This window comes from Pseudomonas sp. B26(2017) (assembly GCF_002113045.1).
Lineage (GTDB): Bacteria > Pseudomonadota > Gammaproteobacteria > Pseudomonadales > Pseudomonadaceae > Aquipseudomonas.
This window is the reverse complement of sequence record NZ_NEJJ01000014.1, coordinates 81110-103291: the sequence shown is the minus strand read 5'-3', so window position 1 is coordinate 103291 and position 22182 is coordinate 81110. Positions and strand designations below refer to the sequence as shown.

Here is a 22182-nt window from a genome sequence, read left to right as displayed (position 1 = left end):
CTCCAAAGCTGCACATGCCGTGTTGAGACTCAAGAGTCGCCCTGGCAGCTTTGTCGGCGGGGATTTGCGAAAACGAATGGATGGAAAAGAATCGTCAAGGAAGAGCCCGCAGTGCGGACGTGCAGCCGAAGCTGACTTCGGGGAATTGCGCTACCTAAACGCGGCCCGGTTAAAGGCCGGCGCGCACTATACCGGAATTTGCCCAAAAAGGGAGCTTTTTTTATCGGTGAAATACAGTTGTCACCGCTGTGTAACGGGGTTTTGCGGATAATCGGGCAAAGGTCTATTTTTCAAAGACCCCGGCCCTGCGGGCGATGGCGCTTAAACGATTCACCGACATGCGACATCCGGTCGCTGCACCCTTTCTTCCCCTGCGAGGAAACACCCATGAATCAGTCCTGCCCCGGCCGCGTGAGCCGTGCGCGTGACGGTCACGTGTACTTGATCGGCCTGGACCGCGCCGCCAAGCGCAATGCCTTCGACCTCGACCTGCTCAACGATCTGGCCCTGGCCTACGGTGAATTCGAGGCTGATAAAGAAGCGCGGGTGGCGGTGGTGTTCGGACACGGTGAGCATTTCACCGCCGGGCTCGATCTGGTCAACGCCAGTTCCACCCTCGCCCAGGGCTGGCAGGTACCGCCCGGTGGCTGCGATCCATGGGGCGTGTTCGTCGGCCCCCGGGTCAGCAAACCGGTGATTGTTGCGGCGCAGGGTTATTGCCTGACCATTGGCATCGAATTGATGCTCGCCGCCGACATCAACCTGTGTGCCAGCAACACCCGGTTTGCCCAAATGGAAGTGCAGCGCGGAATCTTCCCGTTCGGGGGTGCGACGCTGCGCTTTCATCAGATCGCCGGTTGGGGCAACGCGATGCGCTGGCTGCTGACCGGCGACGAGTTCGACGCTCATGAGGCCTTGCGCCTGGGGCTGGTGCAGGAAGTCATGGCCAGCGAGGATCTGCTGCCGCGCGCCATCGAACTGGCCGAAAGGATTGCCCGGCAGGCACCGCTTGGCGTACAGGCAACCCTGATGTCGGCGCGTCAGGCGCGCTACGAAGGCGAGACTGCGGCGGCAAAAAGCTTGCCGCCGCTGGTTAAAAAGTTGCTGGCCAGTGAAGACGCCAAGGAAGGTGTGCGCTCGCTGGTGGAGCGGCGACCCGGTGTCTTCAAAGGGATCTGAAATGGGTAGCGGTCATAGCGCCTTCGCGGGCAAGCCCGCTCCCACAGTAACCGCGTCGTTCATAGACCTGTGTACGACGCTAAAACTGTGGGAGCGGGCTGGGGGCCGGGCGGCGATCCGACGAAGGGGCCATCACTGACAACTCAGGTCGCCGGGCGGATGCAATTGATCAACGACTGCAACGAGTATCCCAGCTTCGGTGCCAGCGCTTCAGCTCGCGCGGTTAGCGCCTGCATGTCCAGCACCTGATCGAGATCCGCCGGCACGATCAGAATCACGTTGCCCTCCTTCACCGGCAGTTCCCAGTAATGCCGGTGATAGAGCCCGCGCAGCAGCGCCGCGCCCAAGGGTTTGCCGTCATCGGTGGCCCATTGATTGATCACCAGCCAGCCACCGGGATTCAGACGTTTCTGACAGTCACCGAGGAAATTCCACGCAAGGTGCCCGGCACCAGGGCCGACATCGGTGTACAGGTCGACGAAGATCAGATCTGCAGGTTCAGCGGTCGGCAGCAGCTCAAGGGCATCACCGACGCGGATGTACAGCCGTGGATCATCATCAAGGCCAAGGTATTCGATGGCCAGGCGCGGTACATCCGGACGCAATTCGATGGCTTCGACATCTTCCAGCGGCAGGAACTTGAGGCAGGCCTGGGTCAGCGTCCCCGCGCCCAAGCCGAGAAACAGCGCACTCTCCGGTTGTTCATGGCACAGCGCACCAATCAGCATTGCCCGGGTGTAGTCGTACTCCAGCCAGCTCGGGTCGGCGGTAAACACGCAGCTTTGCTCGATCGCATCGCCGAACTCCAGAAAGCGGTAGTCGGCCACTTCCAGCACGCGAATCACGCCGAACTCATCCTGTACCTCGGCGAGCAACAGCTCGACGCGCTCCTCAGTCATTTCGTCTCCTGGTGGTCACCGGGCGCGGTGACGCGATGGCACCGCTTTGGTGCCGTGGCAAAGCGGCGATTGTCGGCGAAGCGGCGGGAGCAGGTCACGCACTAATTGCTGCTAACATGGCCGTCCGTGCGTAGAACCTTAGAGACCGTGATGAGCCAACCCTGGAGCCCTGACAGCTGGCGCGCCCTGCCGATCCAGCAACAACCCCAATACCCCGACGCCGCGCATCTGCGCCAGGTCGAGCAGACGCTGGCCAGCTACCCGCCGCTGGTGTTTGCCGGCGAAGCGCGCGAGCTGCGTCGTCAGTTTGCCGAAGTCACCCAGGGCCGGGCGTTCCTGCTGCAGGGCGGCGACTGCGCGGAAAGCTTCGCCGAGTTTTCCGCCGCGAAGATCCGCGACACCTTTAAAGTGTTGCTGCAAATGGCGATCGTCATGACCTTCGCCGCCGGCTGCCCTGTGGTGAAAGTCGGGCGCATGGCCGGTCAGTTCGCCAAGCCGCGCTCGGCCAACGACGAGACCATCGACGGCGTGACTCTGCCGGCCTACCGGGGCGACATCGTCAACGGCATCGGTTTCGACTCCGCCAGCCGCGTACCGGATCCGGAGCGTCTGCTGCAGTCGTATCACCAGTCCACCGCCACTCTCAACCTGCTGCGTGCCTTCGCCCAGGGCGGTTTTGCCGACCTGCATCAGGTGCACAAGTGGAATCTGGACTTCATCGCCAACTCGGCGCTGGCCGAAAAGTACAGCCATCTGGCCGACCGCATCGATGAAACCCTGGCGTTCATGCGCGCCTGCGGCATGGACAGCTCGCCGCAACTGCGCGAAACCAGTTTCTTCACCGCCCACGAAGCCCTGCTGCTGAACTACGAAGAAGCCTTCGTGCGCCGCGACAGCCTGACCAACGATTACTACGATTGCTCGGCGCATATGCTGTGGATCGGCGACCGCACCCGTCAGCTCGACGGTGCCCAAGTCGAATTCCTGCGCGGGGTGAACAACCCGATCGGTGTCAAAGTCGGCCCGAGCATGAACCCTGACGATCTGATCCGCCTGATCGACGTGCTCAACCCGGACAACGATCCGGGTCGCCTCAACCTGATCGCGCGGATGGGCGCGAACAAGGTCGGCGATCACCTGCCGGCGCTGATTCGCGCGGTACAGCGTGAAGGCAAGCAGGTGCTGTGGAGCTCCGACCCGATGCACGGCAACACCATCAAGGCCAGCAGCGGCTACAAGACCCGCGACTTCGCGCAGATTCTTGGTGAGGTCAAACAGTTCTTCCAGGTTCACGAAGCGGAGGGCAGCTACGCCGGCGGTATCCACATCGAGATGACCGGGCAAAACGTCACCGAATGCATCGGTGGCGCGCGACCGATCACTGAAGATGGCTTGTCGGATCGCTATCACACCCATTGCGACCCGCGAATGAATGCCGACCAGTCGCTGGAGCTGGCGTTTCTGATTGCCGAGACGCTGAAACAGGTTCGTCGCTGAGTTCGGAAACCTTCATTGTTTGATCGGGCCTCATCGCGGGCAAGCACGGCTCCCACAGGATCGAATTCGTACATTCAGTTTTTGAACGACTCGGTCACTGTGGGAGCTGGCTTGCCAGCGATGAGGCCGGTTCAGTCGCAGCCGATGTGGACCATAGCCAGCCGAAGCCGCCCCGCACTTTCCCGCTGACAATTGAGCTGCACCTGCTCAAGCCCCAACCAGTCCGCCATGCGCCGCAAGTTCAGCGCCAGTGCCAGCATCCCTGCATCATCCAGTCCCGTTTCTTCCTCGTGCACCGCATGCACTGCAAGCCGCCCCGCCGCCCGTTCGGCGCGCAGGTCAACCCGCGCCGCAATCCGTTCGTTGTGCAGGAACGGCAGCACGTAATAGCCGTAGACCCGCTTGTCCTGCGGGGTGTAAATCTCCAGCCGATAGCGAAAATCGAACAGTCGCTCGGTCCGGCTGCGTTCCCAGATCAGTGAGTCAAATGGCGACAGCAATGCACTGGCCTCAACCTTGCGCGGAATTTTCGGCTCGGGCAGGCAATAGGCGATTTGCCGCCACCCGGCGACTTCGCAGGTCAGCAATTGCCCGTCCTCGACCAGTTCGGCCAGACGCGGGCGGGCATCAGAGGGATTCAGTCTGAAGTAATCACGCAGGTCTTTTTCCGTGCCGACACCCAGCGCTTGCGCCGCATGCAACAGCAAACCGCGCTGCGCCTCGGCCTCATCGGGCAATGGCTGTTGCAGCACGGAGGCCGGAATCACTCGTTCCGGCAAGTCATACAATCGCTCGAAGCCACGGCGTCCGGCCACGGTGACTTCGCCAGCGGCAAACAGCCATTCCAGCGCATGTTTTTCCGCACTCCAGTCCCACCATGGCCCGGCCTTTTCCTTGCGGGTCGACAGGCTGCCGGCGCCCAGTGCGCCCTGCTCCCGGACCGACGCCAGCACCCGGCGGATGGTGTCCTGTTGCTCACGGCCGAATCGCGCCAGTTGCTGATAAATGTCCTCACCGCGCCTGGCCCGCTGCATGCGCCAGCCCATCAACGGGTACATCGACAGCGGCAGCAACGACGCTTCATGGCCCCAGTATTCAAACAGCGAACGACGCCGCCCCGAACTCCAGGCAGCCTGGTCGAGCAAATCAGCAGAATAGGAACCGAGACGGGAGAACAGCGGAAGGTAGTGCGAGCGCACCACGGCGTTGACGGAGTCGATCTGCAACAGGCCGAGGCGTTCGATCAGCCGGTTGAGGTGCATGGCCTTGACAGCCGGCGGCTGGCGCCCGTGAAACCCTTGGGCAGCCAGCGCCAGACGTCGAGCCTGTTTAAGGGAAAAGGACAATGTCGCGGGCATGTGTACCTCCATGTCTGCTCGCAACCTACCTCACTGCAAAGGGGTTTGTGTAGCAATGGCCTCATCATTTATGCATCGGATCGTCCCAGAACGGCCTTACCGACTCATGTTCGACATCGGCTCGACTGACCCCGATGTCCTTAAGCGCTTCGTCGCTCAGACTGGCAAGCAACTCTCGTTCGCGGTGAAGTTCGTACCAGCGGCTAAACTTGTGCAGCAGATCGGAAATCAGATGGACCGGCACTCTGTCATCGCTCACATACACTTTTTGACCTTTCATCGTGTTGCCCTCCTTTAGGGATGGCTCAAGTCTCGCGCCGGAGCTAAGATCAATCCAACGAATGTTTCTGATGGCATGCATCACGGAGATTCATCAATTGTCGGCGTACCCGAGTATCGATACCGATGTCCTGCGCACCTTTGTCGCGATTGCCGATCAGGGCGGTTTTACCCGTGCCGGCGAAATGGTCAACCGCACCCAATCGGCGGTGAGCATGCAGATGAAGCGTCTGGAAGAGGATGTGTTGCAGCGCCAGTTGTTCGAGCGTGACGGGCGCCAGGTGCGCCTGACCGCCGAGGGCCAAGTGTTGCTCGGTTACGCGCGGCGCATCCTGAAATTGCACAGCGAAGTTTTCAACACCCTGCGCGAGCCGCACATGGTCGGCACGGTGCGGATCGGCACGCCGGACGATTACGTGATGCGGTTTCTGCCGGGGATCCTGTCGCGCTTCGCCCAGTTCTACCCGCTGATCCAGATCGAAGTGCATTGCGAGTCGACCAAACAGTTGCTGCAACGCACGGACCTGGATCTGTCGATCGTCACGCGCGAGCCGGGCAACGAGATTGGCCAGTTGCTGCGCAAGGAACGTTTTGTCTGGGCCGAGGCGCAGAATTTCAGCGCCCACGAACAGACGCCGTTGCCGCTGGCGATGTTCAACAGTGATTGTTTCTGTCGCCTGTGGGCCTGCAATGCGCTGGACGCGATGGGCCGCGAATACCGGATTGCCTACAACAGCACCAGCCTGTCGGCGTTGATGGCTGTGGTGAGCGCGGGTCTGGCGATCACCGCGCAGCTGGAAAGCCTGATCACCCCGGACCTGCGCATTCTTGGGGCCGCCGAAAATCTGCCACTGTTGCCCGAGGCCAGCATCATGCTGATCCGCAACCTCAACAATCCCTCGCCGATCACCGAATGCCTGGCCGAGCACATCGTCGAAGGCTTCAAACTTTAAAGGCGAGCATCACCGCGGACAGCACCAGGAACCCGCAGAACAGCCCGCGCAGGAGTTTTTCCGGCATTGCGTGGGCCACTTTCACGCCCCAACTGATGCTGGCCAGCCCGCCAATGGCCAGCGGCAGGCCGATCATCCAGTCCACTTCGTGATGCACCGCGTACGTCACCAGCGTCACGCCGGTGCTCGGCAACGCCAATGCCAGCGACAGCCCCTGAGCGACCACTTGAGTGGTACCGAACAGGCTGGTCAACACCGGCGTCGCCACCACCGCCCCGCCGACGCCGAACAAGCCGCCCATGGCGCCCGACGCCGCGCCAAGCACGCCCAGCCATGGCCACGAATAACGCATCTCGGAAGTTGCTGCCTGACGCGCGCCAAACATGCGCACCAGGTTGTAGGCCGACAACGCTACAAGGAACGCGACAAAGCCGATGCGCATGGTTTGTGCGTCGATGCCCACGGCCCAGATTGAGCCGATCCACGCAAAGCAGAATCCCATCACTGCCAGCGGCAACGCATGGCGGAGTTCGATGCGGTTACGCTGGTGATAACGCCACAGCGCCAGCATCACATTCGGCACCACCATCACCAGCGCCGTGCCTTGGGCGATTTGCTGATCAAGCCCGAACCACACGCCCAGCAGCGGAATGGCAATCAAGCCACCGCCGATGCCGAATATTCCGCCCAAAGTGCCGAGGGCGGCGCCAAATACCAGGTACAGCATAAAATCGATCACAGCGGCATTCCTCATACGTCAGTCAGCGCATCGTACGCAGTCGGTGCTGACACGGAAACGCATAGCAACGCACAATGGCTTTGCCAAATTCGCATAGGCGCTGAGCTGATCGATGAACCCCAATCAATTGACCGAACAACTCGGACTGTTCCTCGATGTGCTGGAGAGCGGCAGCTTTTCTGCTGCTTCACGGCGACATCCGCTGACGCCCTCGGCCGTCGCCCGGCGCATCGACAGTCTGGAAAGCGCTGTCGGCAGCCAGTTGTTTATCCGCAGTACTCATGCGGTGCGCGCCACGCCGGCCGGTCTTGCGTTTGCCGAACGGGCACGGCGCATCGTGGCGGAGTTGCAACTGGCCCGGGCTGAAGCGGTGTCTCTAAGCAGCGCGCCGGAAGGCTTGATTCGGGTGGATGCGCCGGCGGCATTCGGGCGTCGGCATTTGGCCCCGGTGATTGCCGATTTTCTGGTGCTGTATCCAGGACTCGACGTGCAACTGCACCTGATAGACAGCTTCGTCGACATGGACGGATCGAACCTGGGCAAGGTCGATCTGGTGCTGCGTGCCGGACAGATGGCCGACACCCGCCTGGTGGCCACGCCATTGGCGAGCATCGTGCGCATTGCCTGCGCCAGCCCCGACTACTTGAAGCGTCGGGGCGTGCCGGGCGAGCCCGCGCAATTGAGCGAGCATGACGGCCTCGATTGGGACGGCCTCGCCCCACCTTTCGCCTGGCGTTTCGAGCAGGACGGACAGATGCAATTGCACCGCCCGGCACGGGTGCGCATGAGCGCCAACAACGCCGAGGCTTTAGTCTGCGGCGCACTGGCGGGGCTTGGGATTGCGCATCTGCCGACCTGGCTGGCCAGCGAATACCTGTTGCGTGGCGAGTTGCTGCCGCTGTTCTGTGAAAATGGCCTGCCTAAACCGGAAAGCGCCGGCATTTACGCGCTGCGGCTACAACAGCAGGCCAGCTCCCGCAGCCGCCTGTTGCTGGAATACCTCAAGACCCGGTTCAGCCCAGTGCCGCCGTGGGATCTGGCCCTGCAACGAGAGTTGGGCCGGCACTGACCGATTCGCCACCGGGCACAATTGTCTGGCGCATTAAAGATTCGAGCGCTAGATTCATCGGTATCACTGTTCAAGGCACCGACATGACCAACGACCGCAACACCTCCGATCACTGCGAAGACCTGCTGCTCGATAATCAGGCCTGCTTCGCCCTGCATTCCACTTCGCTGATGATGACCAAGGTCTACAAGCCACTGCTGCAAGCGCTTGGCCTGACCTATCCGCAATACCTGGCGATGATGGTGCTGTGGGAGAAGGATGGTTTGACCGTCGGAGAAATCAGCACGCGCCTGCTGACCGATCCGGGCTCGCTGACCCCGCTGCTCAAGCGTCTGGAGGGTGAAGGTTTGCTGAGCCGTACGCGAAGCCGTGAGGATGAGCGGGTAGTGATCGTTGAACTGACAGCCCAGGGACGCGCCTTGAAAGACAAGGCCCGAACCGTTCCACAATGCATCCTCGGTGCCAGTGGCTTCACGCTGGAGCGTCTGCAAAACCTGCAAGCCGAGTTGCAGGCCTTGCGGGGTCATTTGCAGGACAGCCTCGCTTAAGACCTTCCCTTCCCTACGGGCGCAGCCTTGCGCCTGTAGGCGAATCGCCCCTTCCGGCTTACCCACGAAAAAAATTTTCCTCTCGCTTACGTTAAAAAAAATCTTATATATCAAAAACTTGAGATCACCACTCCACCTGATCCAAGTGCCAATTGCCGATCTTTTCGAAAATTTATCTTGCGCGCTAAATATTCGCGCAGTACATTTACTTCGCACCTAGTTAGTGCGCAAACAATTAGCGCAACAAATCACACTTAATGAGGCTCACACCATGCAAACTCTCTACACCGCAATCGCAACTTCCACCGGCGGCCGTGACGGTCGTGCGATCTCCAGCGACAACATCCTCGACGTCAAACTGGCCACCCCGAAAGAACTCGGCGGTGCCGGCGGCGCGGCCACCAACCCTGAGCAACTGTTCGCCGCCGGTTACTCAGCCTGCTTCATCGGCGCGCTGAAATTCGTCGCCAGCCAGACCAAACGCAAAATCCCGGACGACTCGTCGATCACCGCTCACGTCGGCATCGGCCAGATTCCTGGCGGTTTCGGTCTGGACATCGACCTGCACATCAGCCTGCCGGGCCTGGAACAGGCTGACGCGCAAAGCCTGGTCGACGCTGCGCACCAGGTCTGCCCGTACTCCAACGCCACTCGCGGTAACGTCGATGTGCGTCTGCACGTCACCGTGTAATCACTGACACTCAGGCCCGTACAGGAAATGAACATGAACACTTTCAGCAAAGTCTTGACCGGTACCCTTCTCGCTCTGTCCATCCACAGCGCATTTGCCGGGGAGGTTGAACACAACACTCAGGCGTTCCTTGATGTGCTGAATGCCGGCACCGGCAAACCGATGGAACAGCTGACACCCAAGGATGCCCGAGCCGTTCTGACCGGCGCACAGTCCGGGGTCAAACTGACGTTGCCCAAGGCGGACGTCAGCGAGAAGACCATCCAGGTCGATGGCCAACCGTTGAGCCTGACCATCGTCCGGCCGGCCGGAGTCAAGGGCGAGCTGCCGGTGTTCATGTTCTTCCACGGCGGTGGCTGGGTGCTGGGGGATTTCCCGACCCACGAACGTCTGGTGCGGGATCTGGTGGTCGGTTCGGGGGCGGCGGCGGTGTTCGTCAACTACACCCCTTCGCCGGAAGCGCATTACCCGGTGGCGATCAACCAGGCTTACGCGGCGACCAAGTGGGTGGCCGAACACGGCAAAGAAATCAACGTCGACGGCAAACGTCTGGCGGTGGCGGGCAACAGTGTTGGCGGCAACATGGCGGCAGTCGTCGCCCTGATGGCCAAAGACAAAGGCACCCCGGCGATCAAATTCCAGGTGCTGCTGTGGCCGGTAACCGATGCCAATTTCGATACGGGTTCGTATAACCAGTATGCCGAGGGGCACTTCCTCACCCGCAACATGATGAAGTGGTTCTGGGACAACTACACCACCGACGCCAACCAGCGTAACGAGATCTACGCCTCGCCGCTGCGGGCCACCACCGCACAGTTGAAAGGTCTGCCGCCTGCACTGGTACAGACTGCGGGGGCCGACGTACTGCGTGACGAAGGCGAAGCCTACGCCCGTAAACTCGACGAAGCCGGCGTGCCGGTAACCTCGGTACGCTACAACGGCATGATCCACGACTACGGTTTGCTCAACGTGGTCAGCCAGGTGCCGGCGGTGCGTTCGGCGATGCTGCAGGCTTCGGAAGAACTGAAGCAACACCTGAAGAAGTAATTTTCATCAGGTACAAAAAAGCCCGACTCAATGGTCGGGCTTTTTCTTTCCGCAAAAAACAGTGCTTATTTGGCACGGCCTTTGTAGGAACCGCCTTCGCGGGTATCGATCTCGATCATGTCGCCGATTTCGATGAAGTCAGCAACCGACAGCTCGGTACCGTTCTTCAGTTTGGCAGGCTTCATCACCTTGCCGGAAGTGTCACCGCGAGCGGAACCTTCGGTGTAGTCGACCTGACGCACGATGGTGGTCGGCAGCTCTACGGAAACCAGACGGCCTTCGAAGAATACGGCTTCGCAAACGTCGGTCATGCCTTCTTCCACGAATGGCAGAACGCTTTCGATGTCTTCGGCGTTCAGCTCGTACATGGTGTAGTCGGTGGTGTCCATGAACGTGTAGGAGTCACCGCTGATGAAGGACAGGGTCGCTTCTTTACGATCCAGGATCACGTCGTCCAGCTTGTCGTCCGCACCGTAAACGGTTTCGGTCTTGTAACCGGTCAGCAGGTTCTTCAGCTTGGTCTTCATGATCGCGCTGTTACGGCCCGACTTGGTGAATTCAGCTTTCTGAACCAGCCAAGGATCGTTGTCGATACGGATCACGGTACCGGGTTTGAGTTCTTTACCAGTTTTCATTGCGAATATCCGAATTTGGATGGGATTTACAAAAATCTAGGCCGCGTATCATATCCAATTTCGGTAAAACTGTACCAGCGCCGTCGCAAGATCCGCCTGGGAGGCCTGTTCCAGACACCACGCGCGGGCATTTTCCTGCAGTGCAGGCCAGTGTTTTCGGGCCTCGAGCCAGTGATCGCCGATAGGCTGCCCGGCACTCCAGGCGCGCCAGAGACCGTTCATCGCCTCGGCAGCTACGGGCGAAAGGCGCTTTGTGTAGAGCGCAAGGAAGGCGTCGAGCTTGTCGAGATGGATGTCTTCGTCCTGCTGATAGATGTGCCATAGCATCGGACGCCCCGCCCATTGCGCCCGAACAAACGAGTCCTCGCCGCGCACCGCATTGAAATCGCAGCACCAGAGCAATTGGTCATATTGATCCTGACGGACGAACGGCAGCACCTGCACGGTCAGCGCCTGACGCACATTGAAGTCGCCGACCGACAGTGACTCGACACCGAGCCAGCGCGCGACATCACCAAGAATCCGCCCTTCCGGCACCAGCAGATGAGTGGGCGTCGAGTCAGCGGCGAGTACATCCAGCCAACTGGCGAGTCCGGCATTCTCGTAGGCAAACAGCGAAATCAACTGCGCACCGGGCACAGGAACGATCCCCAGACCGTGCAGGAATTGTCGCTGCGCCTCGGGATCCTGCTGAAACTGCTGGCGCCGCTCCAGCAAACCGCTCTCACGCAATAGGCCACCGGTCCCCGGCTGGAATCCCGGAAAGAAAAAGTACTTCTGCACCGACTTGTACTTCACTGACGGCAGACCGTGGCAACCGACCACCCAGTCTTCGGCACTGAGGTAGTCGAGGTTCATCCACAACGGCGGCTTCTGCCGCGCGGCCATGGCGTCCATGTAGAGACTCGGCAACTGGCAGGCAAACGCGGCGATCACTACGTCGGCGGCGTCCGTTTCCGGCCATTCAGCCGACCAGTGTCGGACTTCGACACCCTGCTGCCTTTGCTGGTCAAGATGGATGTCGATTTCCGGGCAGATGCGCTCGAAGGCGCGCAGGTCATCGACCCACAGTCGCACCGTCATTGCATGTTCACTGACCAGTTGCCGGGCCAGACGCCAGGTCACGCCGATGTCGCCGTAGTTGTCGACGACCGTACAAAAAATGTCCCAGCGGGTTATCGGTTGCGGCATTCAAGGCTCCCGTTGGCAAAAGCGCCGATTGTCCGCATAAATGTCTCCATGCAGAAGAGCCGACGGCAATTAATCTTCGTGCGACAATCGCCACTCGCCCGCATTCATCCGCCAGGAGGCAGCCATGCCCTATCGTCCCAATCCCCGTCGCCCCTTGCCTGTTCAGCTTAGCGTGCTGCAATTGACCGGCAGCATTGCGCTGGGTTTGTGGCTTGGTTTCCTGGCCATTGCGCTGACGTGCTGGCTCGCCTCGTCTCTCTTCAGCCATCAGTTGCAGCCGGTGGCGCAGGCGGTACAACAACTGAGCAAGCCTGCGGTGGCCGCCCAGCCACAGCCAGAACCTGAGCCACAAAACCGCCTGTTCGAGCAGTACGAAGAAAACCTGCGCAAGAACGAACAACAGGCACGCCTGGATCAGGCCCGAGGCAACACACGCAATCTGTCGAATCCCAAATGCCAGTTCTGGCTGCAACAGGATCAGACGGCCCCGAGCGAAAAAAGCCGCGCCAATGTCCTGCAATTCTGCGATTGATCATGAATAAACAGACGGTTCACCAACTGATTCTCGACAGGCTGCGCGCCGACCTCGACATCGCCGAACGCGCGGCGCAAACCGCTTACGAAACTGCGACCCACGAAGAGAACATCGCCGAAAACAAGTACGACACCCTGGGACTTGAGGCTTCGTACCTGGCGGCGGGCCAGGCAAAACGGGTCGAGGAGATTCGTCACTCGCTGGCGCTGTGCCAGAACCTGACGCTGCGTGCATACGACGATCAGCGAGGGATTGAAGTCGGCGCCCTGCTTGGTCTGGAAGACGAAAAAGGTCGCGAGCAATGGCTGTTTCTCGCGCCGGATGCCGCGGGCTTGAAAGTCGACGTGGTGGGTCAGCCGATTACCGTCATCACCCCGCGCTCGCCGCTGGGCAAAAGCCTGCTGGGCAAGTTCGAGGGTGACGAGGTGGAGATTCTGGTGGCAGGCACCCGGCAACAGTTTGCTGTCACCGAGGTGCTGTAGACAGGCGCTTGGTGACAGGGGCTTAGTGGACCGGCAGTTCGACGCCTTCGAACAGCTCTTCCAGTTCTTGCTTGTTGTGGCACTGAATGGCCTTGGCCATGACATCGCGGGTCAGGTGCGGCGCGAATTTTTCAATGAAGTCGCACATGAAGCCGCGCAGGAAAGTGCCACGACGGAAACCGATCTTGGTCACGCTGGACTCGAACAGCTCGCTGGCATCGAGCACCACCAGATCGTTATCGAGTTTGGTGTCGACTGCCATTTTCGCCACGATGCCCACGCCCAGCCCCAGGCGCACATAGGTTTTGATGACGTCGGCGTCGGCAGCGGTGAACACCACTTTCGGCGTCAGGCCACGATGGCTGAAGGCTTCGTCGAGTTTCGAACGGCCGGTGAAACCGAACACGTAAGTCACGATCGGGTATTCGGCCAGCGCTTCGAGGGTCAGCTTCGGCAGCTTGGTCAGCGGGTGGCCCTGAGGCACGACCACGCAACGGTTCCAGCGGTAGCACGGCATCATCACCAGATCGCCGAACAGCTCCAGCGCTTCAGTGGCGATGGCGAAATCGACGGTGCCGTCAGCGGCCATTTCGGCGATCTGCATCGGCGAACCCTGGTGCATGTGCAGCGCCACGTCCGGGTATTGCTTGATGAAGTTGCTGATCACCGGCGGCAGTGCATAACGCGCCTGGGTGTGAGTGGTGGCGATCGACAGGGTGCCCTTCTTCTCGTTGGAGAATTCCTGAGCGATCTGCTTGATGCTTTCGACCTTGCGCAGAATCTCACCGGCAGTGGTGATGATGCGCTCGCCGGCCGGGGTGACGCGGGTCAGGTGCTTGCCGCTGCGGGCGAATACTTCGACGCCCAGTTCGTCTTCCAGCAGACGGATTTGTTTACTGATGCCCGGTTGCGATGTGTAGAGGCTTTGGGCTGTAGCGGAAACGTTGAGGTCGTGGTGCGCCACTTCCCAGATGTAGCGCAATTGTTGAAGCTTCATATGAATCCCTCAAAGCAGGTAGACGCCACGGGCATCAGCGACGATATATAACTATATTAATGGTTTGAATAATAAATCTAGAACTTTTTTATCAAAGGGCCATTATTCCTGCTTCAGCGATCCTCCCGACGCCGACGCTCCACCAACGGCACCAGATAAACCGGCACCTTGGACAATTGCAGCAGCCGTGCTGCCGTTCGCCCCAGGGGTGTCTCCGCCCCGACCCCATGGCTGTGACTTCCTACGATCAGCAAATCGACAGAGAGTTTCTGCACCTGATCGAGAATCACCTGTGACGGATCGCCCTGCAGCACCCGTACCGCGCGTATCCGCTGCAGGTCCTGCTCGCCCTCGTCCCCCAGCTCTTCACGAAAGCTGTCGAGCACCCGTTGCTCGATATTGGCGATAACGGTTTTCAGACCCTGACTGTGGAATTCGTTCAATGCCTGTTCGTCGAGATAGCTCTGCAACACCGATTCGGCAAACAGCCCCATGGGCTCCACCGCGTGCACCACGTACAGATCGGCATTGAACGTTCGTGCCATTGCCAAGGCATGCTGCATCACTAACGGTGCGTACAGACCGAGGTCAGTGGCATACAGCATCGAACGAATCATATGACCTCCTCGCGTGCCAACATGGCGGAGATTTGATTCAGCTTAGCAGTGCCTTCGCGAGTACGACGTGCGACGCAACGTCTTGAACCACGCGCGCTCTAGACCGCCGGTTCGTTGCTGATGCCGTGGGGTACGTGACCGGTTGCCACGACTTCCCGGGCCAGCTCGCAGTGGCCGGCCTGATCGTCGAAAAACACGTCGGCGGCGAAGGCTTCGAGGAACGCCGATTTGTTCAAGCCACCGAGAAACAGCGATTCGTCCAGACGAATGTCCCACTCACGCAAGGTGCGAATCACCCGCTCGTGGGCCGGAGCCGAACGCGCAGTGACCAGTGCCGTACGGATCGGGCATTCCTCATCGGAGAATTCGCGCTGCAACAGATTGAGTGCCGCGAGGAAGCCCTTGAACGGACCGCCGCGCAACGGTTCGCGCGCGGATTCACGCTCCTTGGCCTGGAAGGCTTCGAGGCCACCGGATTGATAAACCCGCTCCGACTCGTCGGAAAACAGCACCGCGTCCCCGTCGAAGGCGATGCGCAATTCATCGCTGGCCGCACGGCTGGCGCCGCCGGACAGAATGGTCGCCGCCGCAAAACCGGCATCCAGTGCGGCGCGCACGTCTTCGGCATGGGTGGAGAGAAACAGGTCGCAACCGAAAGCCTTCAGGTACGGATAAGGACTGCGCCCGCCGACAAACGCAGCACGGGAAATCGCCAGGCCGTAATGACCAATGGAATTGAAAACGCGCAGGCCGGTGTCTGCACTGTTGCGCGACACCAGAATCACCTCGACCCGGGCGCGGCCGAGGCGACTATTGAGGTTGAGCAGTTTTTCCACCAGCGGAAAGGCATCGCCCGGTGCGAGAATTTCGTCTTCGTGATCGATCTGATATTGCCGGTAGGCCTCCACGCCACTCGACTCATACACCTTGTGACTTTCGCTCAGGTCGAACAGGGCACGGGACGAAATCGCCAGCACCAGTTTGTCATCGATATTCTTGGCCATGCCTTTCCCCCCGTGCGACCGGTTTACACGTTGCGCCGATCGATAAAGCTCAATGTGCGATACAACGACTCGATACGCGGCAACTCGCAGCCTGCCGCTTTTGCCGCCGCCAAAGGACGAGCGTAGATCGCCTCCAGTTCCAGCGGTCGCTTGTGCAAAAAGTCGTGGTACATGCTCGGCCAATAGTCGGGCATTTTCTCGGTCATCATGAACAGGTATTCGGCGTAACCGGGCGGCATGTCGTGGCCGCAGGCCTTGGCGCCCTGCACCACTTCAGCCATCAGCGCCTGAATCAATGCGCGGCTGTCAGTGTCGGCCATCAATGGCGTGGTGCCGGCACCGAGCAACACCGAAAGCCCGTTGTAGGGAATGTTCCACACCAGCTTCTGCCAGCGCGCCTGATGCAGGTTCGGCATCGCCTGGGAGTCGAGACCGGCGGCCCGAAACAGGCCGGCGCCCTCCTCGACGATCGCCATGCGCGCCGCTTCATCCGGTGCAGGGCCGCTGTGATAACCGACGTTCACCGCCCCCAGCGCCTGGTGAGTGACCTGCCCCGGCCCTTCACGGTGGACGCAGATCAGGCACAAGCCGCCCAGCAAATGCAGGGAATCGGGCAGCAATGCACGCAAGCTGTCTTCGACATCGAGGCCGTTTTGCAACAACAGCACTTTCGCGTCGGGTTTCGCCGCCTGAATGATCGACGGTGCCAGCCCGGCATTGCTGGTGGTCTTGGCGCCGACCAGCAGCCAGTCGCAGGGCGGCATGTCTTCTGCCGACGAATAGGCCTGCACCGGGTTCAGCGTCAATGCGCCATGCACGGCACTGTCCACTTGCAAGCCGCGCTCGGCGACTGTTGAAAATTCACTGCGCAATAGAAAGTGCACATCGAACCCGGCCCGGGCCAACATCACCCCGTAGAACCCTCCGATGGCACCGGTGCCAATGACCCCCACCACCGGTTTGTTGACTGCTCCCATCACGGCAACTCCTCTGCAATTCGACCCAGCGCCTGCGCCACGGCTGCGTTCAGCTCATCGACATTCAGGCGCGTGTGCACTGCCCCAAAAAACTCGCCGTCGCGCACCACAAACAGCGCCGGCAAATGAAAGACCTGATAACGCTCGACCAGTCCGCCGTTGTCACCGGCATCGATCCAGCACACGCGATCGACGGTCAAGTCGAACCCCGGCAACACTTCGCGGGCATAGCGACAACTGGCGCAGCCAACGCTGGTGAAGATCACCAGCGAAACGCCGTCCATCGCCAGCAGCCGTTGGTCGGCGTCGAAATCGGTCAGCTGCGATTCGACCACTATACTGGGGGAAACAATGTCAAATGGCCGACACAGGGAGTCTGTGCTCATGGGACGGTTTATTCCTCATCCGGATGATGTGCCCGTTGAATTGACCTTGCTCACACCGGAGTGTATTTCGCGTCAACGGCTGCACACTATCAGCCTCGGCGGCATCGCTTGCAATTACCACCGTGCCTGGCGCCATGGCACCGCCTTGCAGGTACGCATGCCGACTCTCAACGCCGACATCTGTTATCCGGGCTACGTGGCCTGGTGCCTGCGACGTAAAAAAGGCTATCTGGTGGGCATCGCCTTCACCGACGAACAGACGCTGTTCAGTGCGCGAATGGGTGAACAGGTGTGTCAGATCGAACGCTATTGCCGACTCAACGATGCCCACGACGATCTCCAGGATATTCAGGCCCTGGCCCTGCAATGGGTCGAACAACACGCCGACGAGTTCTCTCACGACACCGTTCGCAAAGCTTTTGCGCAGCCAGTGCCGGACTGAACAGTTACTTGCCCATTGTCTAGCAGGCGCCTAACGCGATAAGGTTCGGCTCCCCGACGCGCTTAAATCCGCTGTGCTCCGCCGCGCGGGGATCGCTGGCGGCCGGCACCCGTGACCTGACGAGTAAACGATGGCTGATTTACCGATCAACGACCTGAACGTCGCTTCCAACGAGACCCTGATCACTCCTGATCAGCTCAAGCGTGATATCCCTCTGAGCGACGCTGCCCTGCGCACCGTCACCAAGGGTCGCGAAGTCATCCGCAACATTCTCGATGGCACTGACCATCGTCTGTTCGTGGTGATCGGCCCCTGCTCGATCCACGACATCAAGGCTGCCCACGAATATGCCGATCGCCTGAAAGTGCTGGCGGCAGAAGTGTCGGACACCCTGTATCTGGTCATGCGCGTTTACTTCGAGAAGCCACGGACCACCGTCGGCTGGAAAGGCCTGATCAACGACCCATACCTGGATGACTCGTTCAAGATCCAGGACGGTCTGCACATCGGTCGCCAGTTGTTGCTGGACCTGGCCGAGAAAGGCCTGCCGACTGCCACTGAAGCCCTCGACCCGATCTCCCCGCAGTATCTGCAGGACCTGATCAGTTGGTCGGCCATCGGCGCACGGACCACCGAATCCCAGACCCACCGCGAAATGGCTTCCGGCCTGTCCTCGGCGGTCGGTTTCAAGAACGGCACCGACGGCGGCCTGACTGTGGCAATCAACGCCTTGCAGTCGGTTTCCAGCCCGCACCGTTTCCTGGGCATCAACCAGGAAGGTGGCGTGTCGATCGTCACCACCAAGGGCAACGCCTACGGTCACGTGGTGCTGCGCGGTGGTAACGGCAAGCCGAACTACGATTCGGTGAGCGTCGCCCTGTGCGAGCAGGCGCTGAACAAGGCGAAGATCAAGCCGAACATCATGGTCGATTGCAGCCACGCCAACTCCAACAAGGATCCGGCCCTGCAACCGCTGGTGATGGAGAACGTTGCCAACCAGATCCTCGAAGGCAACCAGTCGATCATCGGCCTGATGGTCGAGAGTCATCTGAACTGGGGCTGCCAGGCGATCCCGAAAGACCTCGCCGACCTGCAATACGGCGTATCGATCACCGATGCGTGCATCGACTGGTCCGCTACCGAAAACACCTTGCGCAGCATGCACGCCAAGCTCAAGGATGTCCTGCCGAAACGTCAGCGCGGCTGACAGCCGTTTCTCAGGCATAAAAAACGCCGGGCATTGCCCGGCGTTTTTGTGTGTGCGGTGAGGTCAGTCAGATCTTGGCGGTGCGCCGCTGATGGCGCTCCATATAACGCTCCACGTAGGAGCACGAAGGAATGACCGTGTAACCCATTTCATCGGCGTACTGCAACGCCCGTTCGGTGAGGGCAGCCGCGATGCCTCGGCCACGCAAGGCGTTGGGCACGAAGGTGCGGTAGATATCCAGGGTCTGTTTCCCCAGATCCATATAGGTCAGGTAGGCACGATGACCGTCCACATTGGTCTCGAACTGATGACCAGCCTGGTCATGGTGGATGGACAACGCCTCGCTCATCACTACTCCTCGCGGGTCTCGAATTCTGACCCCTACCTTACCGATGTTTTCCCGGCGAAGGAACATCTACGCCACCCTGTGCCTGATGGACACCGAGAAGAACTGCACCGATCTCGCGCAACCCGAGCACGTATCAAATAGTAGGCACCATTGGCGAAAATGCTCAAGGTACGCTCGTCTTTACTCAGATCGACGGGGCAATTTCAGTGGACTCAGGTCCGGTTCGGGAGACGATCTTCCCGAGCCGAAAGGCTGAACATCGCCGGATGTTGAGACTTAAGACGAGCCCCCTGTTTTAAAGTCACCTCAACATGGACAAAGATATGCGAGGCGCTACGCAAATTCGCAACAGAAGTGTGGACGAATCCATATAGACAGACTTTAGCCACTACCTGCAAAACAGCGAAGGGCAACGGGAACTTTTTCTCATTAACTCACTCATCTCGCGGCTTACAGGTGGATATTTTTTATACAGCCCAGTTAAAAGTTGCTCGAAAAAGAATCAACGCCTACAATTTTTTTTGCTTCTTGCCTCACGTCAGTTTACTTACTACAAGTAATGGGTAGTATGTACGCCGGCTATTTCCTCAATCGGAGGAGACAGCCACTTAATTGAAAGTCCTTGAAGGGGAACACGATGAACAACGTTCTGAAATTCTCTGCTCTGGCTCTGGCCGCAGTTCTGGCTACCGGTTGCAGCAGCGCATCGAAAGAAACCGAAGCACGTCTGACCGCTACTGAAGACGCAGCTGCTCGCGCCCAGGCTCGTGCAGACGAAGCTTACCGTAAAGCTGATGAAGCTCTGGCTGCTGCTCAAAAAGCACAACAGACTGCTGACGAAGCTAACGAGCGTGCTCTGCGCATGCTGGAAAAAGCTAGCCGCAAGTAATAGTCCTTCGGGATTGTTATCAAGCCGACCCGTTTTTCGGGTCGGCTTTTTTTGTGCCTGCGGTTTTCGGCAGGCAACAAAAAACCCGCCGCTGCGCAAGCCTCGGCGGGTTTCATCTTTCAGCTTATTGCTGCAGGTCGATCGGTGCGCTGGAGACCATTGGCGCCGAGGTGTTCGGTGTGCCGATTTCGGTTGGCAGGCCATCTTCGGCCGCCACCACATCACGCACCACATCCCAGTTCATGCGCAGGTTGTTGGTGATGTCTTCGCGCTTGAGCATCGCGTTGATCACGGCGGTGTGCTTGTCGACCACCGACGGGTTGCCCTTGTCGTCGATCGGCGTGTGCGCTTCCAGATAGATCTTGCCGCCACTGCGACCGAACTTGTAAGCGTCGTTGAGGATTCGTACCGAAGTACCCACCGGCACCATGCTGGCCATTTCCAGCACGTTGTTGTTGAACATGCGGAAACAGCCGTGGCTGGTACGCATGCCGATACCGAACTTCTTGTTCGAGCCGTGGATCAGGTAGCCCGGCGTGCCCAGAGTGAACTTGAACGGACCCAGCGGATTGTCCGGACCCGCCGGCACCACGTTCGGCAGCGGATCACCGTCAGCGGCGTGTTCCGCCTTGATCGAGGCCGGTGGCGTCCAGGTCGGATTCGGTGTCTTGGCAGTGATCGTGGTGTGGGCGATCGGCGAGCCCCAGCCTTCACGACCGATACCCAGCGGGAAGGTGTACACCACGTTCCGGCCTTTCGGGTAGTAGTAGAGGCGGTATTCGGCGAGGTTGATCACAATGCCTTCACGCGGGCCCGGTGGCAGGATGAAGCGGGTCGGAAGAACGATTTCGGTGCCGGCGCCCGGCAGCCAGGCATCGACGCCCGGGTTGGCCGCGACCATTTCCGAATAGCCAAGATCGTAGGTGGTGCCCAGATCGGCAAAGGTGTCTTCGTACTTGGCCTTGATCACCTGCACCTGGCCGATGATGTCTTCACCAGGCGGTGGCAGGGGAAACTCCAGTGCGGCAACGGGACCGGCCACGCACAGGGCGGCAAGAGACAGGCAGCGGGTGACGGCAGGAAAACGCGGCAACATCCGGAGAATCCTTCGCAAGATCGACAAGGGTAATAAGAACGCGATTGTACACCGCGCCCAGAGAATTCGGGGAGATGCGCCGATGGGCTGGCATCACTCTTCACGATTGAAGCTGCCGCTAGCTCCGACTGCATTCGGAGATGGCTGAGCTTAAAGCTCGAAACGCAACTCGGGCCAGATCGGCGAGGTGCCGCGCTTCTGCGATTCGAGGATCGCCCGGCACAGCGAGCACAGGCGCTGATCCTGAAACACCCGGCGATCCACGCTCGACCAGCGCGGTTGCGCCGGCAGCAGACTGCCGCACAGGGTCCGGTCTGCCGAGCCGCCGAGCTCCAGCTGACGGGTCACCAGATGCACCCGCACTTCCTGGCAGGCGAACAGATCCAGCTGTTCGTCAGGCTCGATCAGTTGGTAGGCAAACAGGGACCAGGCAGGACGCGGCATCGGGGGCTCCAAATAAGGGGGCGCCACATTAGCCGAAAGCCTGCCGCTAGAAAAGCCTCATAGCAGCGGTTTTAGCGTCGGCCAGACATTTTCCAGCAACTTGCCCTGAGCCCCGGCTGCCGGGTGCAGACCGTCGGCCTGCATCAGGTCCGGATGCCCGCCCACGCCGTCGAGGAAAAATGGCACCAGCGGGATTTTTTTCTCCTCGGCGAGTTTGCCGTAAACCTCGGCAAAGGCATCGGTGTAGCGCTTGCCGTAGTTGGGCGGCAATTGCATGCCAAGCAACAGCACCTTGGCACCGCTCTGCCGGGAGCTGTCGATCATCGAAGCAAGATTTTGTTGCAATTGCGTGGGCGGCATTCCGCGCAGGCCATCGTTGCCGCCCAATTCGAGGATCACCAGTTCCGGTTTGTGCTCTGCAAGCAGCGCAGGCAGCCGCGCCTGGCCTCCGGCACTGGTGTCGCCACTGATGGACGCATTGACCACTTTGTCGTCAAACCCTTCGGTCTTGAGCCGCTGTTCGAGCAACGACACCCACCCCAGCCGGGTATCCAGTCCGAAACCGGCGCTGATACTATCGCCAACGATCAGGACTGTACCCGCCGCTGCGTTCTGGGCCATGCACAACAAGGCCAGGCCAGCACTCAAAAACCACACACGCATCGGATTCTC

Annotated in this window: 27 protein-coding genes; 12 read left to right on the top strand and 15 right to left on the bottom strand. The window is 60.0% G+C overall.

Features of this window, described 5'->3' with window-relative positions:
• The first annotated feature begins 387 nt into the window (after positions 1 to 387).
• A complete protein-coding gene (locus CAF79_RS20825; RefSeq protein ID WP_085700045.1) occupies positions 388 to 1179 on the top strand; it encodes a crotonase/enoyl-CoA hydratase family protein in 792 nt (263 codons plus the stop codon).
• Positions 1180 to 1322: 143 nt separating this feature from the next.
• Here CAF79_RS20825 and CAF79_RS20820 read toward each other — a convergent pair whose 3' ends face one another.
• Complete coding sequence (locus CAF79_RS20820) at positions 1323 to 2078, bottom strand: spermidine synthase (RefSeq protein WP_085647568.1); 756 nt, start codon at positions 2076 to 2078, stop codon at positions 1323 to 1325.
• Positions 2079 to 2228: 150 nt separating this feature from the next.
• Here CAF79_RS20820 and CAF79_RS20815 point away from each other — a divergent pair, with 150 nt between their 5' ends.
• Positions 2229 to 3575, top strand: a complete 1347-nt coding sequence (locus CAF79_RS20815) for a class II 3-deoxy-7-phosphoheptulonate synthase (RefSeq protein WP_085700043.1) — start codon at positions 2229 to 2231, stop codon at positions 3573 to 3575.
• Between the two features lie 131 nt (positions 3576 to 3706).
• Here CAF79_RS20815 and CAF79_RS20810 read toward each other — a convergent pair whose 3' ends face one another.
• Together CAF79_RS20810 and CAF79_RS20805 are read right to left on the bottom strand one after the other, a co-directional pair.
• Positions 3707 to 4933 (bottom strand): winged helix-turn-helix domain-containing protein, encoded by a 1227-nt coding sequence (locus tag CAF79_RS20810; protein ID WP_085700041.1) that lies wholly within the window; start codon positions 4931 to 4933, stop codon positions 3707 to 3709.
• A gap of 64 nt (positions 4934 to 4997) precedes the next feature.
• The gene (locus CAF79_RS20805; protein WP_085700039.1) at positions 4998 to 5213 is read right to left on the bottom strand and encodes a DUF1127 domain-containing protein; all 216 of its coding nucleotides are present in this window, start codon (positions 5211 to 5213) and stop codon (positions 4998 to 5000) included.
• A 97-nt stretch (positions 5214 to 5310) separates the two neighbouring features.
• Between CAF79_RS20805 and CAF79_RS20800 the strand changes: the two genes are divergently transcribed.
• On the top strand, positions 5311 to 6165 hold the full coding sequence (locus CAF79_RS20800; RefSeq protein WP_170929765.1) for a LysR substrate-binding domain-containing protein: 855 nt from the start codon (positions 5311 to 5313) through the stop codon (positions 6163 to 6165).
• On the opposite strand, the gene CAF79_RS20795 is transcribed toward CAF79_RS20800, so the two are convergent.
• Positions 6155 to 6904 (bottom strand): sulfite exporter TauE/SafE family protein, encoded by a 750-nt coding sequence (locus CAF79_RS20795; RefSeq protein WP_170929762.1) that lies wholly within the window; start codon positions 6902 to 6904, stop codon positions 6155 to 6157. The genes CAF79_RS20800 and CAF79_RS20795 overlap by 11 nt on opposite strands.
• Positions 6905 to 7016: 112 nt before the next feature.
• On the opposite strand from CAF79_RS20795, the gene CAF79_RS20790 reads away from it, so the two are divergent.
• The 4 genes from CAF79_RS20790 to CAF79_RS20775 all read left to right on the top strand — a co-directional run bounded on the left by CAF79_RS20790 (position 7017) and on the right by CAF79_RS20775 (position 10259).
• Positions 7017 to 7973, top strand: coding sequence for a LysR family transcriptional regulator (locus CAF79_RS20790; protein WP_085700033.1), 957 nt, complete (start codon positions 7017 to 7019; stop codon positions 7971 to 7973).
• 83 nt (positions 7974 to 8056) lie between these two features.
• Positions 8057 to 8521, top strand: a complete 465-nt coding sequence (locus tag CAF79_RS20785) for a MarR family winged helix-turn-helix transcriptional regulator (RefSeq protein WP_085700031.1) — start codon at positions 8057 to 8059, stop codon at positions 8519 to 8521.
• A gap of 271 nt (positions 8522 to 8792) precedes the next feature.
• A complete protein-coding gene (locus CAF79_RS20780; protein WP_085700029.1) occupies positions 8793 to 9212 on the top strand; it encodes an organic hydroperoxide resistance protein in 420 nt (139 codons plus the stop codon).
• 33 nt (positions 9213 to 9245) lie between these two features.
• Positions 9246 to 10259 (top strand): alpha/beta hydrolase, encoded by a 1014-nt coding sequence (locus CAF79_RS20775; RefSeq protein ID WP_085607156.1) that lies wholly within the window; start codon positions 9246 to 9248, stop codon positions 10257 to 10259.
• Between the two features lie 65 nt (positions 10260 to 10324).
• Here the strand turns inward: CAF79_RS20775 and CAF79_RS20770 are convergent, their stop codons facing one another.
• Together CAF79_RS20770 and earP are read right to left on the bottom strand one after the other, a co-directional pair.
• Entirely contained in the window at positions 10325 to 10894 is a 570-nt protein-coding gene (locus tag CAF79_RS20770) for an elongation factor P (protein ID WP_007955690.1), read from the bottom strand.
• Positions 10895 to 10942: 48 nt separating this feature from the next.
• The gene (gene earP, locus CAF79_RS20765; protein ID WP_085700027.1) at positions 10943 to 12085 is read right to left on the bottom strand and encodes an elongation factor P maturation arginine rhamnosyltransferase EarP; all 1143 of its coding nucleotides are present in this window, start codon (positions 12083 to 12085) and stop codon (positions 10943 to 10945) included.
• A gap of 124 nt (positions 12086 to 12209) precedes the next feature.
• Between earP and CAF79_RS20760 the strand changes: the two genes are divergently transcribed.
• Both CAF79_RS20760 and CAF79_RS20755 read left to right on the top strand, forming a co-directional pair.
• Positions 12210 to 12617: a hypothetical protein gene (locus CAF79_RS20760; RefSeq protein ID WP_085700025.1), complete on the top strand. Its 408-nt coding sequence runs from the start codon at positions 12210 to 12212 to the stop codon at positions 12615 to 12617.
• A 2-nt stretch (positions 12618 to 12619) separates the two neighbouring features.
• A complete protein-coding gene (locus CAF79_RS20755; protein WP_085700022.1) occupies positions 12620 to 13102 on the top strand; it encodes a GreA/GreB family elongation factor in 483 nt (160 codons plus the stop codon).
• 22 nt (positions 13103 to 13124) lie between these two features.
• On the opposite strand, the gene cysB is transcribed toward CAF79_RS20755, so the two are convergent.
• The 5 genes from cysB to CAF79_RS20730 form a co-directional block, all read right to left on the bottom strand.
• On the bottom strand, positions 13125 to 14099 hold the full coding sequence (cysB, locus tag CAF79_RS20750) for an HTH-type transcriptional regulator CysB (RefSeq protein ID WP_085700020.1): 975 nt from the start codon (positions 14097 to 14099) through the stop codon (positions 13125 to 13127).
• 113 nt (positions 14100 to 14212) lie between these two features.
• On the bottom strand, positions 14213 to 14716 hold the full coding sequence (locus tag CAF79_RS20745; RefSeq protein ID WP_007955683.1) for a universal stress protein: 504 nt from the start codon (positions 14714 to 14716) through the stop codon (positions 14213 to 14215).
• Between the two features lie 98 nt (positions 14717 to 14814).
• Positions 14815 to 15720 (bottom strand): 5'-nucleotidase, encoded by a 906-nt coding sequence (locus CAF79_RS20740; protein ID WP_085700018.1) that lies wholly within the window; start codon positions 15718 to 15720, stop codon positions 14815 to 14817.
• A 23-nt stretch (positions 15721 to 15743) separates the two neighbouring features.
• The gene (locus tag CAF79_RS20735; protein WP_170929761.1) at positions 15744 to 16700 is read right to left on the bottom strand and encodes a putative 2-dehydropantoate 2-reductase; all 957 of its coding nucleotides are present in this window, start codon (positions 16698 to 16700) and stop codon (positions 15744 to 15746) included.
• Positions 16697 to 17083, bottom strand: coding sequence for a co-chaperone YbbN (locus tag CAF79_RS20730; protein WP_085700014.1), 387 nt, complete (start codon positions 17081 to 17083; stop codon positions 16697 to 16699). Before CAF79_RS20730 ends, CAF79_RS20735 begins: the two co-directional genes overlap by 4 nt.
• Here CAF79_RS20730 and CAF79_RS20725 point away from each other — a divergent pair.
• Together CAF79_RS20725 and CAF79_RS20720 are read left to right on the top strand one after the other, a co-directional pair.
• Entirely contained in the window at positions 17082 to 17525 is a 444-nt protein-coding gene (locus tag CAF79_RS20725) for a PilZ domain-containing protein (RefSeq protein ID WP_085700012.1), read from the top strand. The genes CAF79_RS20730 and CAF79_RS20725 overlap by 2 nt on opposite strands.
• Before the next feature lie 130 nt (positions 17526 to 17655).
• Positions 17656 to 18732 carry a 3-deoxy-7-phosphoheptulonate synthase gene (locus tag CAF79_RS20720; RefSeq protein WP_011335309.1) on the top strand — a complete coding sequence of 359 codons (1077 nt, stop codon included), beginning with the start codon at positions 17656 to 17658 and terminating at the stop codon, positions 18730 to 18732.
• A gap of 67 nt (positions 18733 to 18799) precedes the next feature.
• Here the strand turns inward: CAF79_RS20720 and CAF79_RS20715 are convergent, their stop codons facing one another.
• The gene (locus tag CAF79_RS20715) at positions 18800 to 19081 is read right to left on the bottom strand and encodes a GNAT family N-acetyltransferase (protein ID WP_007955658.1); all 282 of its coding nucleotides are present in this window, start codon (positions 19079 to 19081) and stop codon (positions 18800 to 18802) included.
• Positions 19082 to 19718: 637 nt separating this feature from the next.
• Between CAF79_RS20715 and oprI the strand changes: the two genes are divergently transcribed.
• Entirely contained in the window at positions 19719 to 19970 is a 252-nt protein-coding gene (oprI, locus tag CAF79_RS20710; RefSeq protein ID WP_011335311.1) for an outer membrane lipoprotei OprI, read from the top strand.
• A gap of 124 nt (positions 19971 to 20094) precedes the next feature.
• Here oprI and CAF79_RS20705 read toward each other — a convergent pair whose 3' ends face one another.
• From CAF79_RS20705 to CAF79_RS20695, 3 genes are all read right to left on the bottom strand, one after another.
• Complete coding sequence (locus tag CAF79_RS20705) at positions 20095 to 21066, bottom strand: L,D-transpeptidase family protein (RefSeq protein WP_064383316.1); 972 nt, start codon at positions 21064 to 21066, stop codon at positions 20095 to 20097.
• 150 nt (positions 21067 to 21216) lie between these two features.
• Positions 21217 to 21510, bottom strand: a complete 294-nt coding sequence (locus CAF79_RS20700; RefSeq protein ID WP_003226812.1) for a hypothetical protein — start codon at positions 21508 to 21510, stop codon at positions 21217 to 21219.
• A 57-nt stretch (positions 21511 to 21567) separates the two neighbouring features.
• Positions 21568 to 22173 carry an arylesterase gene (locus CAF79_RS20695; protein WP_085700010.1) on the bottom strand — a complete coding sequence of 202 codons (606 nt, stop codon included), beginning with the start codon at positions 22171 to 22173 and terminating at the stop codon, positions 21568 to 21570.
• Positions 22174 to 22182 lie beyond the last annotated feature (9 nt).

What these genes read in the sequence shown, in the direction of transcription:
- CAF79_RS20825 (WP_085700045.1), top strand. Translation starts at nt 388, where the DNA reads ATGAATCAGTCCTGCCCCGGCCGCGTGAGCCGTGCGCGTGACGGTCAC.
- CAF79_RS20820 (WP_085647568.1), bottom strand. Translation starts at nt 2,078, where the DNA reads ATGACTGAGGAGCGCGTCGAGCTGTTGCTCGCCGAGGTACAGGATGAG.
- CAF79_RS20815 (WP_085700043.1), top strand. Translation starts at nt 2,229, where the DNA reads ATGAGCCAACCCTGGAGCCCTGACAGCTGGCGCGCCCTGCCGATCCAG.
- CAF79_RS20810 (WP_085700041.1), bottom strand. Translation starts at nt 4,933, where the DNA reads ATGCCCGCGACATTGTCCTTTTCCCTTAAACAGGCTCGACGTCTGGCG.
- CAF79_RS20805 (WP_085700039.1), bottom strand. Translation starts at nt 5,213, where the DNA reads ATGAAAGGTCAAAAAGTGTATGTGAGCGATGACAGAGTGCCGGTCCAT.
- CAF79_RS20790 (WP_085700033.1), top strand. Translation starts at nt 7,017, where the DNA reads ATGAACCCCAATCAATTGACCGAACAACTCGGACTGTTCCTCGATGTG.
- CAF79_RS20785 (WP_085700031.1), top strand. Translation starts at nt 8,057, where the DNA reads ATGACCAACGACCGCAACACCTCCGATCACTGCGAAGACCTGCTGCTC.
- CAF79_RS20780 (WP_085700029.1), top strand. Translation starts at nt 8,793, where the DNA reads ATGCAAACTCTCTACACCGCAATCGCAACTTCCACCGGCGGCCGTGAC.
- CAF79_RS20775 (WP_085607156.1), top strand. Translation starts at nt 9,246, where the DNA reads ATGAACACTTTCAGCAAAGTCTTGACCGGTACCCTTCTCGCTCTGTCC.
- CAF79_RS20770 (WP_007955690.1), bottom strand. Translation starts at nt 10,894, where the DNA reads ATGAAAACTGGTAAAGAACTCAAACCCGGTACCGTGATCCGTATCGAC.
- earP (WP_085700027.1), bottom strand. Translation starts at nt 12,085, where the DNA reads ATGCCGCAACCGATAACCCGCTGGGACATTTTTTGTACGGTCGTCGAC.
- CAF79_RS20760 (WP_085700025.1), top strand. Translation starts at nt 12,210, where the DNA reads ATGCCCTATCGTCCCAATCCCCGTCGCCCCTTGCCTGTTCAGCTTAGC.
- CAF79_RS20755 (WP_085700022.1), top strand. Translation starts at nt 12,620, where the DNA reads ATGAATAAACAGACGGTTCACCAACTGATTCTCGACAGGCTGCGCGCC.
- cysB (WP_085700020.1), bottom strand. Translation starts at nt 14,099, where the DNA reads ATGAAGCTTCAACAATTGCGCTACATCTGGGAAGTGGCGCACCACGAC.
- CAF79_RS20745 (WP_007955683.1), bottom strand. Translation starts at nt 14,716, where the DNA reads ATGATTCGTTCGATGCTGTATGCCACTGACCTCGGTCTGTACGCACCG.
- CAF79_RS20740 (WP_085700018.1), bottom strand. Translation starts at nt 15,720, where the DNA reads ATGGCCAAGAATATCGATGACAAACTGGTGCTGGCGATTTCGTCCCGT.
- CAF79_RS20725 (WP_085700012.1), top strand. Translation starts at nt 17,082, where the DNA reads ATGGGACGGTTTATTCCTCATCCGGATGATGTGCCCGTTGAATTGACC.
- CAF79_RS20730 (WP_085700014.1), bottom strand. Translation starts at nt 17,083, where the DNA reads ATGAGCACAGACTCCCTGTGTCGGCCATTTGACATTGTTTCCCCCAGT.
- CAF79_RS20720 (WP_011335309.1), top strand. Translation starts at nt 17,656, where the DNA reads ATGGCTGATTTACCGATCAACGACCTGAACGTCGCTTCCAACGAGACC.
- CAF79_RS20715 (WP_007955658.1), bottom strand. Translation starts at nt 19,081, where the DNA reads ATGAGCGAGGCGTTGTCCATCCACCATGACCAGGCTGGTCATCAGTTC.
- oprI (WP_011335311.1), top strand. Translation starts at nt 19,719, where the DNA reads ATGAACAACGTTCTGAAATTCTCTGCTCTGGCTCTGGCCGCAGTTCTG.
- CAF79_RS20705 (WP_064383316.1), bottom strand. Translation starts at nt 21,066, where the DNA reads ATGTTGCCGCGTTTTCCTGCCGTCACCCGCTGCCTGTCTCTTGCCGCC.
- CAF79_RS20700 (WP_003226812.1), bottom strand. Translation starts at nt 21,510, where the DNA reads ATGCCGCGTCCTGCCTGGTCCCTGTTTGCCTACCAACTGATCGAGCCT.
- CAF79_RS20695 (WP_085700010.1), bottom strand. Translation starts at nt 22,173, where the DNA reads ATGCGTGTGTGGTTTTTGAGTGCTGGCCTGGCCTTGTTGTGCATGGCC.